Origin of the sequence: Rossellomorea oryzaecorticis, assembly GCF_038405515.1 — a bacterium.
Classification (GTDB): domain Bacteria; phylum Bacillota; class Bacilli; order Bacillales; family Bacillaceae_B; genus Rossellomorea; species Rossellomorea oryzaecorticis_A.
In genome coordinates, this window is the sequence record NZ_JBBYAF010000010.1 from 86920 (window position 1) to 103346 (window position 16427).

Sequence of the window (16427 nt, forward strand, 5' to 3'; positions counted from 1 at the left end):
GGGGTACCGCGATAGGATTCAAAAAATGGAGTAAGGAGACTCAACAATGAACAGGAAAATAATAGGATCCATTCTGATAACAATACTTGTAGTCATGGGTGCGCTGCTTTATCTCAATTCTCCATGGAACAAAAGGGGAGACATGACTTTACCAGAAGGAGTGAAAAACGGAGAAAAGAGTATTTTAGAGGTAGGGGCACAAGAGCAGGGTGAACGAAATGTAAAGACATTCGATTTAACCGCTCAGGAAAAAGAGTGGGAAATCAGTGAAGGAAAGACTGTAAACGCGTGGACCTATAACGGTACGGTGCCAGGAGAGCCGCTTCGGGTTAAAGAAGGCGACTTTGTAAAAGTGAATTTAAAGAACGAGCTCAACGTTCCGGTTACGATTCATTGGCATGGGGTCCTTTTACCGAATAAAATGGATGGAATCCCAGGGCTCACTCAGGATGCGGTGCAGCCTGGGGAAAGCTTTACATATGAATTTATAGCAAACGACGCAGGGACTTATTGGTATCACTCCCACCAACATAGTTCAGAACAAGTGGATAAGGGCCTATATGGCTCACTTGTCATTGAAGAAAAGGAAAAAGAATATGAAAAGGATGAGTTTTTCATTCTTGATGAGTGGGCGGTAGATCAGGATAAACGGGATATGTCGAATATGGGGGGCATGATGCAGGGAGCGATGTCCGGTGACGGTGAAGCAGATACGAAACAAATGTACGATACGTTTACCGTGAATGGAAAAGCGGGAAGTGCAATCGAGCCGCTTAAGATGGAAGCAGGTGAAACAGCAAGATTGAGGTTCGTTAATGCGGGTTATCAGGCGCATAAATTAGTATTTCCGGAAGGTTCTATGCGTGTGATTGCCAATGATGCAGAAAAGGTTGTATCAGAAAAAAACACCTCCAATGTCCTTGAAATTGCACCTGGCGAACGAATCGATGTGGAGTTTACGAAACAAACCAAGGAGACTGCTTTCATCGGGCAGGAACAGAGTATAGAAAATGCAGAAGACATGATGATTCCGGTGGTTTCAGAGAATAATGACCAAGCGGCGGATCAAGAGGTTGTGCTTGCATCCGGAAAGGAAACAGCAAAAGGAATTTCCTATGGAAGTGAAAAACCCCTATTCGAAGATACCCCGGATCCGGATGTCAATTACGACATGGATTTAAGCATGGGAATGAACATGGGAGAAGGGATGTCTTTCCAAATAAATGATAAAACATTCCCCGAGACTCCGCCTATTCAGGTAAAGGAAGGCGACATTGTAAAGGTGACACTGAGAAATACAGGAAGAATGAATCATCCTATGCACCTGCACGGTCACCGGTTCCAGGTGAATTCTAAAAACGGGGAAGAATTTGAAAATCCAATTGTGAAAGACTTAATTCATGTGAAACCAGGGGAGGAATATGTCATCTACTTCAAGGCGGATAACGCAGGAGAATGGTTGTTCCACTGCCATGATAACAACCATGCGGATATGGGAATGGTGACGATTGTGGATTATGAAGGGGTATATTCACCATTTGAATTAGGCGGTGAAAAAGATAATCAGCCAAACTAGCACTTTACTTGTATATGTATTGGGAGTACCACTTGAACGTGGTGCATGATGTTTGGATAAGATTAGTGGGGATGTTGCCTTTCAAGCCTTTGTGTTAGCGATTCAGTTCGTGTATCCTCTTCAACTATAAGTAAGTGTATCTAAGGTCTATAAAGAGTAAAGGAAGACCCCTTAATTCCATATTAGGGGTCTTCCTTTTTCTGTTCCGGGCCTTTTCCGGTTTTTAACGTTTTGATTACTTTGCGGGTTTTCTCACTGATGATAGTCAGCGTATTGCTTTCGAAATTCACAACGTACACTTGCCCTTGACCCGGGCAGCACATTAACACCACTGTGGGTGTCACCCACTTTAATCGCAGCCAGAACTTTCTTTCCTTTTGAATTCAATACAGAAATTTTATCGTTATTGATAGTCGTTTTTTATCAGCCTACTATTTTCAATAGTTTTACCGTCGTAAAATGAAGTCCTCTTTGAGGTCAGATTATACCGATATATACATTTGCTTTTTCTACGCTCACTGGACAAATGGTGAGGTACAGGGCAACTCTTTTGTATCTTGGAAGGATTTCTGATAGTCTGCTTTCATATGAGAAAGCAGTTGAATAACTGAATTTGATAGATGAGATGGGTGGTAAGGAAATGAATGATCCAATCATAATAGTCGGTGCTGGATTGAGCGGTCTCCGGGCGGCTTCCCTGCTTACATCGAATGGAATTGAATGCAGGGTTCTCGAAGCACGCGGCCGACTCGGGGGCAGGGTACTGAGTGAAGCGGCAGAGGGCCAGCCTGACGCTGGCACCTATGACCTGGGGCCGACATGGTTCTGGCCGGAACATGAGCCGCTTATGACGAATCTTGTAAGTGAACTGGGATTACAGACATTGGAGCAGCATACTAAGGGAGCCGTGCTTTTGGAACAGGCCGGGAGTGAGCCTGTCCAGCGGCATGTACTGCCGGAAGGAGCTGTGGAAAGGTCTGTCCGGCTCGTTCACGGTGTCCGGACACTCATCGATGCGGTGGCGGACTCACTTCCGCATGGGACGGTCGAGTTAGAGACTAGGGTAACGGCCATCCGGATGAGTGATGACGGGACGGTCGTGGTTGAAGCGGAACACGCTGAAGGGAAGGAAACGATTCGGGCAGGGGCGGTCATCCTGGCATTGCCGCCGCGAATCGCAGTGCAGAGGATTGAATTCTCACCTTCCCTGCCTGAGGAACTTACGAGGAGTCTGCTGGAAAAGCCGACGTGGATGGCAGGGCAGGCAAAGGTCGTGGCTGTTTATGACCGCCCGTTCTGGCGTGAAGAAGGATTATCCGGTCAGGTGATGAGCTGGGCAGGACCACTGCAGGAAATCCATGATGCCTCGCCGCCCGAAGGTCATGGGGCACTCTTTGGATTCTTCGGGATTCCAGCGGAGAGGCGTGGGGAGCTGGGTAAGGAAAGAACATTGCAACTAGTTCTCGAACAGCTGAAACGGCTGTTTGGTCATGCTGCTGAAAGACCAATTTCCCTCTTATACAAAGATTGGTCCAGCGATCCTCTGACTGCTGTGAAGGAAGACGCCCAGCCGCTGACGGGTTTCCCTGACTATGGTCCGGCGGAAAGCAGCGGTGTATGGGAAAGAAAGCTCATATTTGCCGGTACTGAAACCTCCCCGGAACATGGAGGGCATCTTGAAGGGGCACTGCGCTCAGCTGATAGTGCGGTGCGGAATTTACTATAAAAACAGGGCAGACTCCCGGACGGTGACCGGGGGTCTGCCTTTCTTTATTAAAGCTATGCTTGAAGATTAAGAGAGTCATTACGGTTCGAGTCCACAAGTTGATTTAACCGATGCACTTTCCTATTCAGGTTGTGGACTGTACGATCAAGCTCTCGAACCTTTTTCTCTAAAAGATCTAAACGATAATAACAGACATTTGCCGAATATTGCCTCGCGATCGTAGGTCTGCTGTGAAAATAACCACCATGCATATCCTTATTTCACCTCACTTGAATGGACCGCCCCTATACCCCGGGGGCATTCATTCGCCAATCAGCTTCACTAAATGGTATTCATGACAAGGGAAGGTTGTATAGGCTTATATGAAGGCGGTGAGGCTCACCGGCCCTTTGCGGAAAGCAAATTCCTGCTCAGAGTTTGGTATCATCGTGATAACAAAATTTTTTTATGAAAAAGAGTTGACATTCTATAATATTCCAAATAAAATACCTATAGGGGTATAAAGATGAACTTGAAAGAAAGGTGTTTTTCCTCAACGGCAAGTGACGTTTTTTAACCTGCAACCATATTAAAGACGCTTATTATATAAACTAAAAGGAGAGATCTATGATGAATCAAAACGTAACGGTTTATTCAACAAATACTTGTCCTTATTGCACCATGATGAAGAACTTTTTAAATGATCAGGGAGTCCCTTTTAAAGAAGTGAATGTGCAAACAGATCCCGTGGCAGCAAGAAAGCTAGTGGAGACGACGGGACAGATGGGGGTACCGCAGACTGAAGTGAATGGCCAGTGGGTGCTTGGGTTCGATCCGAATAAAGTAATGGAACTGTTAAATAAGTAAGAAGCTAAAATTTTTTTAACATAAAACATACCATGGGGGGTAATGTGAAAATGACAGTTAGAAAATGGACGGCTAAAGATGTGACCGAGAAAATTTTAAACAAGGAAAATACATTTATCCTGGATGTCCGTAATATCAGTGACTTCGAGGACTGGAAAATCGAAGGTGAAAACTTCGAATATTTGAATGTGCCATACTTTGAGCTGCTTGATGGGGTGGAAGGAATCAAGGGGAAACTTCCATCCGACCGTGAGATCCTGGTGGTCTGTGCGAAAGAAGGTTCTTCGATGATGGTGGCTGACATGCTGGATGAAGAGGGGATTGAAGCAGCATATCTCAGCGGCGGAATGAAATCGTGGAGCGAGCATTTGCACCAAACGAAGGTCTATGAAGATGAAAAAATCAAAGTCTATCAATTCATACGCGTTGGAAAAGGCTGCTTATCTTATATGGTCGTTTCTGATGACGAGGCACTGATTGTGGACCCGGCGAGATTTACGGATGAATATATCGATGCAGCGAAGGCGGAAGGTGCGAAGATCACCCATATCGTTGATTCACACTTGCACGCCGATCATATTTCAGGCGGGAAGGAATTAGCGGATGTAACAGGCGGTTCCTACTACCTGATGAAGAGTGAGGGTGCGGTATTCGACTTCAAACCATTCGAGGATCATGAAAAAATCGAGTTCAAAGATATCGAGCTTGAAGTGCTCGCGGTGAAGACGCCTGGCCATACACCTGGGAGCGTATCATTCTTTGTGAATAAGAAACTATTATTCTCAGGCGACACGATCTTTGTCAGCGGGCTTGGCCGTCCTGATCTTGGAAACAAAGTGAGAGAGTGGGCGAACGACCTCTATAACACGGTATATAACAAAGTATCCGAAATCGCGGATGACGTGATTGTACTGCCATCCCACTACGCAGACTTTGATACAGAGTTGAATGAAGATGGCTATATCGGCGACACCTTGGGGAATATCCGTAAGCGCAATGAAAAAATGTTCACGGCTTCAAGGGAGGATTTTCTGAATGATGTAGAAAAATCAGCCAGCTCTGTAAAGCCACCTAACTTCGAAGAAATCATCATGATCAACCGCGGAGTGCAGGATGCGGATCATGAGCGGAAGCAGGAGCTTGAAATCGGGCCGAACCGCTGTGCGGTTCATCATACCGATTGATTGAAGGAAAGAAGGGTATCGGATGATGCCCTTCTTTTTTGTTTAGGAGGAGAAAGAATATTCGACACGAAGGGCACAATTCTTTCGGTGAAAGGTGCAATTAGCCGAAACGGCCTTCAATAATTGTGGTTGACCGCCGAGTGATAACGATTTCATAGCCCGGTTAACCGGAAAATTATAGTATGGTATTAAATATTCAGCTAGAAACCTACTGAACCCCCGACAACCCCCGATTAATAAAGTTATACAATACCCCCGCCATTTCCCCGGGCGTCTTTTCCATCCCGTTCTCCAGCCAATTCTTAATGACATGAATACTTCCGCTCACCAGGAATATATTGATGTATTCATACGTTTCCTGATCGATCCGGCTGTCGGTGATCCAGTTTTTAAAGATGAATTCATGGGTGATTACCATGCCTTTTTTCAAAAAGTACATATCGGTATTCTCGCCAAGGAGGGTGTGGCAGATGCGGCTTTTCTCGGCGAGGTATTCGAATAGTTTTTCGGTCATTTGCAGGGCTTCGTCTTCTTTTGAAAAGTTGTATTGGCCCAGTGTGACGGTCAGGTCTTCGATGAATTCTTCTTCGATTGCTTCGAGCAGTTCGTATTGGTTTGCATAATGGGCATAGAAGGTGGAGCGGTTGATGTCTGCGGTTTCACAGATTTCTTTGATGGTGATGCTTGAGATTGATTTATCCTGAAGAAGTTTCAACAGGCTTTCTTTTAATACCATTCGTGTGTATTGTTTTCGTCTGTCCATTTTTGAGGTCACTTTCCATGTTCCTTTCTTCCATTTTTAGCCGTCCAGTCAGATATCCAACATACCGGAATGAAATGTTGTGTATCGAACATTCGCTGCACAACTGTCCGTTGAATAACCAACACGGTGTTTATTATAATGATAAAGTGAAAATGTGATAGATACAAGTGAGGTTGAAAAATGATAAATATTGCATCGTGGATCATAAAGCATAAGAAGGCTGTGCTGATTGCGTTCATGCTGGTGACAATCCTTTCGACAGTGGCGCAGTTCTTTGTGAAGGTCAATTATAATATGGTCGATTATCTTCCGGATGATGCCCAGGCGACGAGGGCGATGGACATCATGGAAGAAGAATTTACGGGGGCGGTGCCGGATACGAGGGTCATGGTGACCGATGTGTCGATCCAGGAGGCGCTCGCCTATAAAGAAAAGCTTGAAGCCATCGACGGGGTTTCAGATGTCATGTGGCTCGATGATATGGTCGATCTGAAGACGCCCTTGGAGGTAGCGGATCAAGAGACGGTCGAGAACTATTATAAGGACCGGAATGCACTGTTCTCTATCAGTGTACGGACCGGGGATGAGGTCCGGATCACGGATGAAGTGTATGAACTGATCGGAGAAGATGGTGCGATTGCGGGGGAAGCCGCCAATACAGCAAATTCCCAAAAGATGGCCGGGAACGAATCGATGTATGCCGGGATGCTTCTCGTTCCGCTTATCATTCTGATTCTGGTCATCTCGACGACTTCATGGGTCGAACCGCTGTTTTTCCTGACGGCGATCGGGGTGTCGGTGCTGATCAACCTGGGGACGAATATCTTCCTTGGGGAGGTCTCGTTCGTCACCCAGTCGGTGGCACCGATCCTGCAGCTCGCGGTGTCGCTCGATTATGCGGTGTTCCTGCTGCACAGCTTCTCTGATTACCGGAAGGAGACCGATGATCCCGAGGAAGCGATGAAGCTTGCGATGAAGAAGTCGTTCCCTGCAATCACGGCGAGTGCGGCGACGACGTTCTTCGGATTCATCGCGCTGACGTTCATGGAATTCCAGATCGGTTCCGACCTCGGGGTGAATCTCGTGAAGGGGATCGTCCTGAGTTTCATCAGCGTGATGGTGTTCCTGCCGGCTCTGACACTTGTTTTTTATAAATGGATGGATAAGACAAAGCATAGGAGCTTTGTGCCGGACTTTAAGGGGATCGGGAATAAGGTGTTGAAACTGAAAATCCCGAGCCTGGTTTTAGTATTTGCGATTCTTGTTCCGGCTTTTCTTGGTCAGACGAATACGAAGTTCATATACGGGTCGGGTGAAGCGCCTGAAAACACCCGTGTCGGCAGTGACTTTAAGAAGGTCGAAGAGACGTTTGGGGAAACGACTCCGATTGTGCTGCTGGTCCCCAAAGGGGATATGGCGAAAGAAGATGAGCTCGTGGAAGATATCGAGAACCTCGATTATGTGACAGGAGTCATCGCCTATGTGAACCAGGTCGGGGCCGAAATCCCGCCTGACTATCTCGACAAGTCGATCACGGATGAATTCTACTCTGAGAATTACAGCCGGATCGTCATCAACACGAATCAGGGTACGGAAGGCGAGGTCCCTTTTTCAATCGTAAAAAAGGTGAAAAAAGCGGCTTCGGATTACTACGGGGATGACGCACTGGCACTCGGGGAGAGCGTGACGCTGTATGATATCAAGAATACGGTAACGAAGGATAATGTGGTCGTGAATGTGCTGACGGTCGTGACGATAGCGCTCGTGCTCCTGTTCAGCTTCCGGTCGATAACGATCCCGGTGGTGCTGCTCATCACGATTGAATCAGCGGTGTGGATCAATTTGTCGATTCCGTACTTTACGAATACGCCGCTCGTGTTTGTGGGCTATTTGATCATCAGTACGGTTCAGCTGGCGGCTACGGTCGATTATGGAATACTCTTCACGGAAGCGTACACCCACTACCGGAAGGAGATGCCTGCAAAAGAGGCGATGGTGAGGACGCTCGATGAAAAGACATTTTCGATTTCGATTTCGGCAGCGATCTTGTCGAGTGTCGGGTTTATTTTATGGATCACATCCTCGAATCCCATCGTCGGATCCATTGGACTGCTGATGGGAAGAGGGGCATTACTCGCCTTTGTGATGGTACTATTCGTGCTGCCGGCGATGCTGTTGGTTTTTGATAAAGTCATTAAGAAAACAACCTATAAAGCAAATTATTATGAGGAGAAATGATATGGGAAAAAAACAACTGACATACAGCGCGCTTGCATTGATGCTGTTCTTGCCTTCATTTCTAAGTGTCCCTGCCCAGGCGGCGACGGAAGGGAAGGTGTCGTCAAAGGATGAAGTGGTGTATGCGACATTGAATGCCGAGGGGAACCTCGATCATATCTACGTTGTGAACACGTTCGACGTGGAGCGTGCCGGGAAGATCCTCGATTACGGTCAGTACAGCAGTGTCAAAAACCTGACCGACCTGAAGGAACTTAATCAGGAGGGGGAGAAGATTGAGATGGAGGCCCCTGAAGGAAAGTTTACGTATCAGGGGAATATGAACGAGAATACAGAGCTGCCATGGGATGTGAAGGTGTCGTATGTGCTGGATGGAAAGAAAGTGGATCCTTCCGGGCTAGCCGGGAAAAGCGGGCATCTTGACATCCACATCGATACGGCTGAGAACGAGAGCGGCGACTCTGTTTTCTATGAAAACTATTTATTGCAGATGTCTATGAGCCTGCCGAATACGTATGAAAATATCGAAGCGGCTGACGGCATGGTGGCAAATGCCGGGAAGAATAAACAGGTCACGTTCACCGTCATGCCTGGAAAAGAGAAGAAGCTGACGGTGGAAGCGGATGTGAAGGACTTTGAGTTCAAGGGAGTCGAGATCGCCGCGGTTCCGTCCACGCTCCCAATCGATACGACGGGGACCGAGGGAATGACAGGTGATATGTCGGAGCTTTCAAATGCCATTGGGAAGTTGAATGAGGGTGTGGCCGAGCTTGAGACGGGCGTGACCCAGCTCAATAATGGTGCGGCAAGTCTTCGTGACGGTTCGGCGCAATATAAAAATGGAGTGGCTGAATTGAATGGTTCTTCTTCTCAGCTCGTCGGTGCTTCCGGTTCGATCCGTGATGCGCTGGCAACGATCAACAAGTCCCTTGCCGGGCAGTCGGCTGATGTGGATTTGTCGAGCCTGAATGAATTGCCTGCGGGGCTGAATCAGCTTGCAGGCGGACTGAATGAAACGGCAGCCGGGATTACGAAGCTGAAGGATAATTATGCACAGGCGTATGCCGCGCTTGATGTAGCGATCAAGGGGATTCCTGCGAGTCAGGTAACGGAAGAAGAAATCGCCGCTTTGCGTGAGAGTTCACCGAATCCGGAAGTCGTGGATAAACTGGCTGCCTCCAACGCGGCTGCGCAAAAGGTGAAAGGGACGTATGACAGCGTGAACCAGGCGTTTGCAGCTGTCGAGCCGTCGTTGAATCAAATGAGCGGTGCCGTGACGGAGATCAGCGCGCAGTTGACTTCGATCTCGAATAATCTATCTGCTTCATTAAAGGAAACAGATATGAGCGGGCTTGCGGAGCTTCAAAAAGGCTTGAGTGAACTGTCTGCCAAATACGGTGATTTCCATTCAGGGCTTGTGAGCTATACAGATGGCGTAGGCCAGCTATCCTCTAATTATGGTAAGCTGCATTCCGGTATCGCAGAACTTGCCGGTGGAACCGGGGAATTAGAAGGCGGTGTCAGCGACCTGCACGATGGCACTTCAGAATTGCATCAGGAAACGAAGGATCTGCCTGAAAAGATGCAGGAAGAAATCAATAAGATGATGGATGAGTACGATAAGTCCGATTTCAAGCCTGTGTCGTTTGTTTCTGGTGAAAATGAAAAGGTTTCTTCCGTTCAGTTCGTGATCAAGACGGAGAGCATCGAGAAGGAAAAAGAGGAAGAGAAGAAGGCGGAACCTGAGAAGGAAAAAGGGTTCTGGGAATTGTTTTTGGATTTGTTTAGATAGTAGGTGGTTGGTGCCAGGCACAGATTAAATGTTTTGTGCCAGGAACAATCAGGGTGTTTTGTGCCTGGCACAATTTAAAAGGTTTGAGGCAGGCACCACTAAAAAAAGCACCTTAAAAATTTGAAAAGGACAGCTACCGTGATTTCGTTGAAACCACGATAGCTGTCCTTTTTGCATGAAATCTATCATCTTAATTTGCAGACAAGCTGTAGTGGGATCTGGCCCCGGTATGCTGATGTCTAGTGTACCGGGGGTCAGGCTTTTTCTGTTTACCGGAAGTTTTTTCATAAATAAAGCAGTAATTCTAGTGAAATTCAAAGGTTTTTCCAAAAACGGACGATTTTATCATTAATGGTGGAGGTAAATGAATGGTTTTAGTTCATGGAGCCCCTTTTTCAACTAAAATAGTATGTCTTTTTTGAGTTGATGGAATTTTATTATCGAAATCAAAAGATTTATTATCGGAAAAAACGATTTTATTATCGAAAAAGCGGAATCTATTATCGAAATCAAAGTTCAGGGAATATTTATTTTCAAATGTATAGGAATATGATTGATTTCAGTATTTTCTTATCGGTTTGAACTGTTTTGACACACATATTAGAAATTGCTAATATGATGTAGATAACGTATTAGAAATTCCTAATATGATGGAGGGGCAAAAATTGGCTGAAACAATTGATTTAGATACTAAGGTAAAATTCCTGCAGGGATTTGCCCATAAAATAAGGATTCAAATTTTGGAGTGTATCAGAGAAGAAGAAAAGACGGTTTCCGAGATCGTCAAGGACCTTGATGGGAACCAGTCGAATATCTCTCAGCATCTGGCGTGCTTGAGGGGATGCGGTCTGATTGTCGGAAGGCAGGAAGGGAAGTATACATTCTATAGTTTGAGTAATCAGCACGTCCGGGACTTGTTGAAGATGTTCGATGTGGTGCTGGGTGAAGTACAAAGTGACGTTGCATGCTGCAAGAATCATATCGTTTAGGGGGGTGGAAGAGATGGCAGATTCATGCTGCAGTTCGAATAAAGGTGAACAACCTGAGGATGGAGTTAAATCAAGCTGCTGCAGCGGGGCCTCGGAAGTTAAGGTAACCACTGAAGCTGGAGAATCCCAAGGCTGCTGCAACGGTAATGCTGAAGATACAGCAACCCCTGAAGCTGACAATTCCAAGAACTGCTGCAGCAGTCAGGCAGCCGGTGAGACGAGTGAAGCAGCGGCTAAATCCTGCTGCAGCAGTGAAAGCAAATCTCAAAAAGGCGAAATGGCCGAATACCGTATATTTGGAATGGATTGCCCATCGTGTGCTTTATCCATCGAAAAAGGGCTGAGTAAGTTAGAGAATATAGCGGAAGCCAAGGTAAACTATACTTCTGCAAAACTGAAAGTTACGGGGAGCGATTTTGAACAAGTAGAGTCTGAGGTTCAAAAGCTCGGATTTAAGGTCGAGCCCTTGAAACAAAACAAGAATATGAAGGTGTATTCGGTCGAAGGGATGGATTGCGGCAGCTGTGCAAAGAGTATCGAGAACCATTTGAATACGATTCCCGCAGTCAACCAAGTAAGTGTCAATTTCTCAACAGGAAAAATGAAAGTGGAGCATAAGAACAGCGTGGAAGAAATCGTAACGGAAGTATCTAAAATCGGTTTTAAAGCGTCTCTGCTTTCAAAAAATAGACCATCAACAGAAGAAACACAAAAGAAAGGATATGGCGGGATCATCACCTCGGGGGTCTTGATTGCATTAGGTTTCGCTGGTTCTTTTACTGATGTCTCAACATTTTTAACCACGTTCTTGTACGCTGCCGCTATGGTCATCAGCGGCTATAAGCCGGTGAAGAGCGCGTTTTATTCTATAAAAAGCCGTTCATTGGACATGAATGTATTAATGTCAGCTGCTGCCATCGGTGCTGCCTTGATAGGAGAATGGCTGGAAGGGGCAACGGTCGTCTGGCTGTTTGCGCTTGGAACCGCCCTTCAGACGATGTCGATGGAGAAGACGAGAAGCTCGATCCGGAATCTGATGAATCTGGCACCTTCGGAAGCGTGGATCAAGGTTGGGTCTCAATTAATGAAGAAGCCTGTGGAAGAAGTAGGTGTGGGTGACATTTTAGTTGTGAAACCTGGAGATCGGATTCCGCTGGATGGAGAAATTTTAAAAGGTGAATCGAGTATCAACCAGGCGCCGATTACAGGTGAATCGATTCCAGTGGATAAAGAAGCCGGGGATACCGTCTATGCTGGAACGATAAACGAAAACGGATCTCTTGAAATAAGAGTCACGAAGCTCGCTGAAGATACGACCATTGCGAAGATCATTCACTTGGTGGAGGAAGCCCAGGAACAGAAGGCACCAACACAGGCGTTCATCGATAAGTTCGCGGCTGTTTATACGCCGATCGTGTTCGTGCTGGCATTGGTTGTCATGGTGCTCCCGCCTCTTATAGGTTTTGGAACATGGGGCGAATGGTTTTATAAAGGGCTAGAATTGTTAGTCGTTGCCTGTCCTTGTGCACTGGTCATCTCCACTCCTGTTGCGATTGTTTCTGCGATCGGAAATGCGGCAAAGAACGGGGTCCTGATCAAAGGAGGGACGTTCCTTGAAAAAGCAGGGGCGATCACGGCCATTGCGTTTGATAAAACGGGCACCCTGACTGAAGGGAAGCCAAAGGTTGCCGGGATCAAAGCTTTCAACACGTCAGAAGACGAACTGCTATCCATCGCTTTGACATTGGAGGATTATTCGACCCACCCGATTGCAAAAACCATTGTGGAGTTTGCCAATGAAAGGGGGATCGAACCTAAGAGCGGAGAGGTATTTAAAAGCATAGTGGGGAAAGGCGTGCAGGCAACGATTGACGGTGTGATCCACTATGCAGGGAATGCAAGGCTTTTTGAAGAAAAGAACATTCCACTGGGCGGGGCTGAACCAGTCGTGCAGGAGCTTCAGAACAAAGGGAAGACCGTCGTGATCATCGGTACAAACCAGGAAATCATCGGAGTCATTTCTGTTGCTGACTCGATCAGGACAACGACTGTAAACGCATTGGATGGCTTGAAGAAAGCCGGAATCGGACAGGTTGTCATGCTCACAGGCGACAATGAAGGCACAGCCAGAATGATTTCAAAGGAAGCAAGTGTGAATCGTTATTTTGCCGAGCTTTTACCCGAAGATAAAGTGGATGCCATCAAGAAATTACAAAGCGAAGGCCATAAAGTGGCCATGGTTGGGGACGGCATTAATGATGCCCCTGCACTTGCCACAGCCGATTTAGGTATTGCGATGGGAGGGGCAGGAACGGACACCGCCATGGAAACAGCAGACGTCGTATTGATGGCGGATAACCTTGAAAAACTTCCGCACACGATCAATTTAAGCAGAAAGGCACTTGGAATCATCAAACAAAACATTTGGTTCTCATTGATCGTGAAATTCGCGGCATTAGCCTTGATCTTTCCGGGCTGGCTCACGCTTTGGCTCGCAGTCCTGAGTGATACGGGGGCAGCGATCATCGTGATATTGAATGCTCTGCGTCTATTAAAAGTAAGTCATACTGATAAATGATGATAGGGCCTGCCCCCCCGAGTTTTATACCCGGGGGGCAGGCCTTTATTTTTCGCTGCTTTCATGCAGCTTGTTAAAGTGTGTTCTTGTGCTCAGAAAATGCGAGATTAAGTACATCACTAAATAAATCGGGAAAGAATAAATGTATTCCCAATTTGTATAAACAACAAAACCGCTCCAAATAAAAGCGGGCTCTGCAATAAAAGCGATGAAACCTGCATAGATGATCCCTTTTAGGAAAGGGTTTGCGGCAGGTTTGGTTTGTATGAAAAAAAGCGTCAGGACAGGAATCAGGGTAATATCCCAAGGTTTATACGACGGGGAGAATGGCAGAACCTCATAATTGTAATGCCATAAGTCCAATTGCACACCAAGGCTGTCGAGCCAAATAGCAATGACCATTACAAAAAAAGCGATGTATAATAACCGGTGGGTGCTTTGCCGCGGATGAAATTTTGCCCATATGATCCATGGAAGTACCGTAAGCAATACCCCAAACCACCATTGCCACCCGTATACAATTTCCTGCTGCCATAATTCAAATTTATCTAAATAGGCATAATGCATATCCTCATATATTTTTTTCATCTTTTGTTCTAACATCATGTTTTCCTCCTGGTTTTTCCCTCTGCGGGGTTATCGCATCATTTACGTATCTAGTCTTGTTCCACCGAACAGGTTCATCTTCTTAGTTTAAGAAAAAGTTGGGATTTTATTCGTTCTTCCTCCCCGTCTTTATCACCTTCTGGATAGGGCACATACTACATTCCGACTTCTCAGTCATCGAGCAACAATCTTTTAGAGACAGCGTTAATTAATGTTAAGCCTATGTAAAGTTTGCCGGATTGTCTTGATTTACAATTATGTTTGTTTTAAAATCAAAATCGGAAATCGATATCGAAATTTGATAATGAAATCGAGGAGGGGTCTTTTGGAAAATAAAGTGCTGCGAAAACTGTTTCTGGGCTTCATCCATATTCATATTCTTCATCATGCCAAAGAGGAGCCGATCTATGGATCGTGGATGGTAGAGGAGCTGCATGAGCATGGATATGATATCAGCACCGGGACGCTCTACCCGATTCTTCACGGCATGGAGAAAGACGGGCTACTCTCCAGGGAAGACGTGAATGTGGATGGTAAAATCCGGAAATATTATCGCATTACCGATAGAGGCGATGTCGTCCTGCAGGAAGCAAGGGCGAAGGCGTATGAGCTTTTCAAAGAAATTAAATAGAAGGAAGGTGTTGGACATTGAACCAGCAACTCAAAGATAAAAGCCGTTTGGCTATACTTTTAGAAATATTATTCACGTCAACAAAGCTTGGGTTGACGTCTTTTGGAGGGCCTGTTGCACACTTGGCTTACTTTAAAGATGAATACGTGGACAGGAGGAAATGGCTGACGGATAAGACCTATGCAGACTTGATCGCTTTATGCCAGTTCCTTCCGGGGCCGGCGAGCAGTCAGGTAGGGATATCGATCGGCATGCTTCGCGGGGGTATACTGGGAGGCGTCATCTCTTTCTTAGGGTTTACGCTTCCTTCTGTCATTGTCCTTATCATTTTTGCTTTGCTCTACCAGACTTTTACGCTCGGGGACGCGGGATTTATCCATAGCCTGAAGGTCGTCGCAGCAGCCGTTGTCCTTCATGCCTTGATCGGCCTCGGGAAAAAGCTGACTCCGGATAAAAGCAGGCTGGCGATTGCAATTGGTGCGGCGCTGATCATGCTTTTGTACCCGTCGGCTTGGGTCCAGATCTTGATTATCATTGCTGCCGGACTGCTTGGATGGAAGTTGTTCAAGGATAAAGCAGAATCGAAAATTGAACCGTTCCACGTCAGTATATCGAAAAAGACGGGTGTGGCCTCCCTATCTGTATTGATTGGGACATTAATCTTATTGCCGATCCTGAATAACACATTCAACAGCTCTCTGCTCAACATCTTTGATATCTTCTTCCGGGTCGGGTCGCTGGTATTTGGCGGCGGACATGTGGTCCTGCCGATGATTGAGAGGGAATTGGTCCCGCAAGGCCTATTGTCAGCCGATGAATTCCTTGCAGGTTATGGAATGGCGCAGGCCGTCCCTGGTCCATTGTTCACCTTTTCCAGTTATCTCGGGACCATGATGGAAGGGGTCACGGGAGCCGTGGTGGCGACGGTCGCCATCTTCCTGCCTTCATTCCTGCTCATTGTGGCTGCTTTGCCTTTCTTGAGTGAACTGCGAAAGCGTGCCGCATTCCAGGGAATCCTCATGGGAGTGAACGCGAGCGTGGTAGGTATCCTGCTGGCGGCGTTCTATGATCCAGTGATTAAAAGCTCCATCCTTGATGGATCTGACTTTGCCCTGGCTGTCATTTTATTTGCTTTGCTGAACGTTTGGAAAGTACCTGCATGGCTGATAGTGATCATCGGGGTTGCGGGTGGATATGTATTGCAGTTATTAGGTTTTTAATTTGTAAGAAGAAGACTGGGACATAAGTGGTTTAACCTAAGTAAAACCCGAATCAATTTGTTATCTATCTAGCAAATTGATTCGGGTTTTTAGTTTGAAGTTCTGTTAGATATTAGTTCTTTACAGCGGTTAATTGGAGTGTAAGACGAAGACTCCTGCGGGAAGAGTAGCTTATGTGAGACTTGTCCAGCTCCGGCGGCTAGAGGCTCGAGGTCATAAGTCAAGCAAGCCAAAAAGGCAAAGAACGCCTTTCCGGCTTGCTCGCCTTATGCTTGTCG

13 protein-coding genes are annotated in these 16427 nt (G+C 46.4%); 10 read left to right on the forward strand and 3 right to left on the reverse strand.

Annotated elements, in window-relative coordinates:
- Positions 1–46: 46 nt before the first annotated feature.
- Positions 47–1576, forward strand: coding sequence for a multicopper oxidase family protein (locus AAEO50_RS07225; protein WP_341981979.1), 1530 nt, complete (start codon positions 47–49; stop codon positions 1574–1576).
- A 182-nt stretch (positions 1577–1758) separates the two neighbouring features.
- On the opposite strand, the gene AAEO50_RS21405 is transcribed toward AAEO50_RS07225, so the two are convergent.
- A complete protein-coding gene (locus tag AAEO50_RS21405; RefSeq protein WP_425383166.1) occupies positions 1759–1899 on the reverse strand; it encodes a hypothetical protein in 141 nt (46 codons plus the stop codon).
- 317 nt (positions 1900–2216) lie between these two features.
- Between AAEO50_RS21405 and AAEO50_RS07230 the strand changes: the two genes are divergently transcribed.
- From AAEO50_RS07230 to AAEO50_RS07240, 3 genes are all read left to right on the forward strand, one after another.
- Positions 2217–3302 (forward strand): flavin monoamine oxidase family protein, encoded by a 1086-nt coding sequence (locus tag AAEO50_RS07230; RefSeq protein ID WP_341981981.1) that lies wholly within the window; start codon positions 2217–2219, stop codon positions 3300–3302.
- A 609-nt stretch (positions 3303–3911) separates the two neighbouring features.
- Positions 3912–4148 carry a glutaredoxin family protein gene (locus AAEO50_RS07235; protein ID WP_341981983.1) on the forward strand — a complete coding sequence of 79 codons (237 nt, stop codon included), beginning with the start codon at positions 3912–3914 and terminating at the stop codon, positions 4146–4148.
- Positions 4149–4198: 50 nt separating this feature from the next.
- Entirely contained in the window at positions 4199–5332 is a 1134-nt protein-coding gene (locus tag AAEO50_RS07240) for an MBL fold metallo-hydrolase (protein WP_341981985.1), read from the forward strand.
- A 208-nt stretch (positions 5333–5540) separates the two neighbouring features.
- Here the strand turns inward: AAEO50_RS07240 and AAEO50_RS07245 are convergent, their stop codons facing one another.
- Complete coding sequence (locus tag AAEO50_RS07245; RefSeq protein ID WP_341981987.1) at positions 5541–6095, reverse strand: TetR/AcrR family transcriptional regulator; 555 nt, start codon at positions 6093–6095, stop codon at positions 5541–5543.
- Between the two features lie 180 nt (positions 6096–6275).
- Between AAEO50_RS07245 and AAEO50_RS07250 the strand changes: the two genes are divergently transcribed.
- The 4 genes from AAEO50_RS07250 (at position 6276) to AAEO50_RS07265 (ending at position 13692) form a co-directional block, all read left to right on the forward strand.
- Positions 6276–8333, forward strand: a complete 2058-nt coding sequence (locus AAEO50_RS07250; protein ID WP_341981989.1) for an efflux RND transporter permease subunit — start codon at positions 6276–6278, stop codon at positions 8331–8333.
- Between the two features lies 1 nt (position 8334).
- Positions 8335–10125 (forward strand): YhgE/Pip domain-containing protein, encoded by a 1791-nt coding sequence (locus AAEO50_RS07255; protein ID WP_341981991.1) that lies wholly within the window; start codon positions 8335–8337, stop codon positions 10123–10125.
- Positions 10126–10790: 665 nt separating this feature from the next.
- Positions 10791–11114: a metalloregulator ArsR/SmtB family transcription factor gene (locus AAEO50_RS07260; RefSeq protein WP_341981993.1), complete on the forward strand. Its 324-nt coding sequence runs from the start codon at positions 10791–10793 to the stop codon at positions 11112–11114.
- A gap of 13 nt (positions 11115–11127) precedes the next feature.
- The gene (locus tag AAEO50_RS07265; protein ID WP_341981995.1) at positions 11128–13692 is read left to right on the forward strand and encodes a heavy metal translocating P-type ATPase; all 2565 of its coding nucleotides are present in this window, start codon (positions 11128–11130) and stop codon (positions 13690–13692) included.
- 45 nt (positions 13693–13737) lie between these two features.
- On the opposite strand, the gene AAEO50_RS07270 is transcribed toward AAEO50_RS07265, so the two are convergent.
- Positions 13738–14295: a CBO0543 family protein gene (locus tag AAEO50_RS07270; RefSeq protein ID WP_341981997.1), complete on the reverse strand. Its 558-nt coding sequence runs from the start codon at positions 14293–14295 to the stop codon at positions 13738–13740.
- Between the two features lie 328 nt (positions 14296–14623).
- On the opposite strand from AAEO50_RS07270, the gene AAEO50_RS07275 reads away from it, so the two are divergent.
- On the forward strand, positions 14624–14929 hold the full coding sequence (locus AAEO50_RS07275; protein WP_341981999.1) for a PadR family transcriptional regulator: 306 nt from the start codon (positions 14624–14626) through the stop codon (positions 14927–14929).
- A gap of 17 nt (positions 14930–14946) precedes the next feature.
- Positions 14947–16149, forward strand: a complete 1203-nt coding sequence (gene chrA, locus AAEO50_RS07280) for a chromate efflux transporter (RefSeq protein ID WP_341982001.1) — start codon at positions 14947–14949, stop codon at positions 16147–16149.
- Positions 16150–16427 lie beyond the last annotated feature (278 nt).

Coding starts and splice junctions, on each gene's coding strand:
- AAEO50_RS07225 (WP_341981979.1), top strand. CDS start 47: ATGAACAGGAAAATAATAGGATCCATTCTGATAACAATACTTGTAGTC.
- AAEO50_RS21405 (WP_425383166.1), bottom strand. CDS start 1,899: ATGTGCTGCCCGGGTCAAGGGCAAGTGTACGTTGTGAATTTCGAAAGC.
- AAEO50_RS07230 (WP_341981981.1), top strand. CDS start 2,217: ATGAATGATCCAATCATAATAGTCGGTGCTGGATTGAGCGGTCTCCGG.
- AAEO50_RS07235 (WP_341981983.1), top strand. CDS start 3,912: ATGAATCAAAACGTAACGGTTTATTCAACAAATACTTGTCCTTATTGC.
- AAEO50_RS07240 (WP_341981985.1), top strand. CDS start 4,199: ATGACAGTTAGAAAATGGACGGCTAAAGATGTGACCGAGAAAATTTTA.
- AAEO50_RS07245 (WP_341981987.1), bottom strand. CDS start 6,095: ATGGACAGACGAAAACAATACACACGAATGGTATTAAAAGAAAGCCTG.
- AAEO50_RS07250 (WP_341981989.1), top strand. CDS start 6,276: ATGATAAATATTGCATCGTGGATCATAAAGCATAAGAAGGCTGTGCTG.
- AAEO50_RS07255 (WP_341981991.1), top strand. CDS start 8,335: ATGGGAAAAAAACAACTGACATACAGCGCGCTTGCATTGATGCTGTTC.
- AAEO50_RS07265 (WP_341981995.1), top strand. CDS start 11,128: ATGGCAGATTCATGCTGCAGTTCGAATAAAGGTGAACAACCTGAGGAT.
- AAEO50_RS07270 (WP_341981997.1), bottom strand. CDS start 14,295: ATGTTAGAACAAAAGATGAAAAAAATATATGAGGATATGCATTATGCC.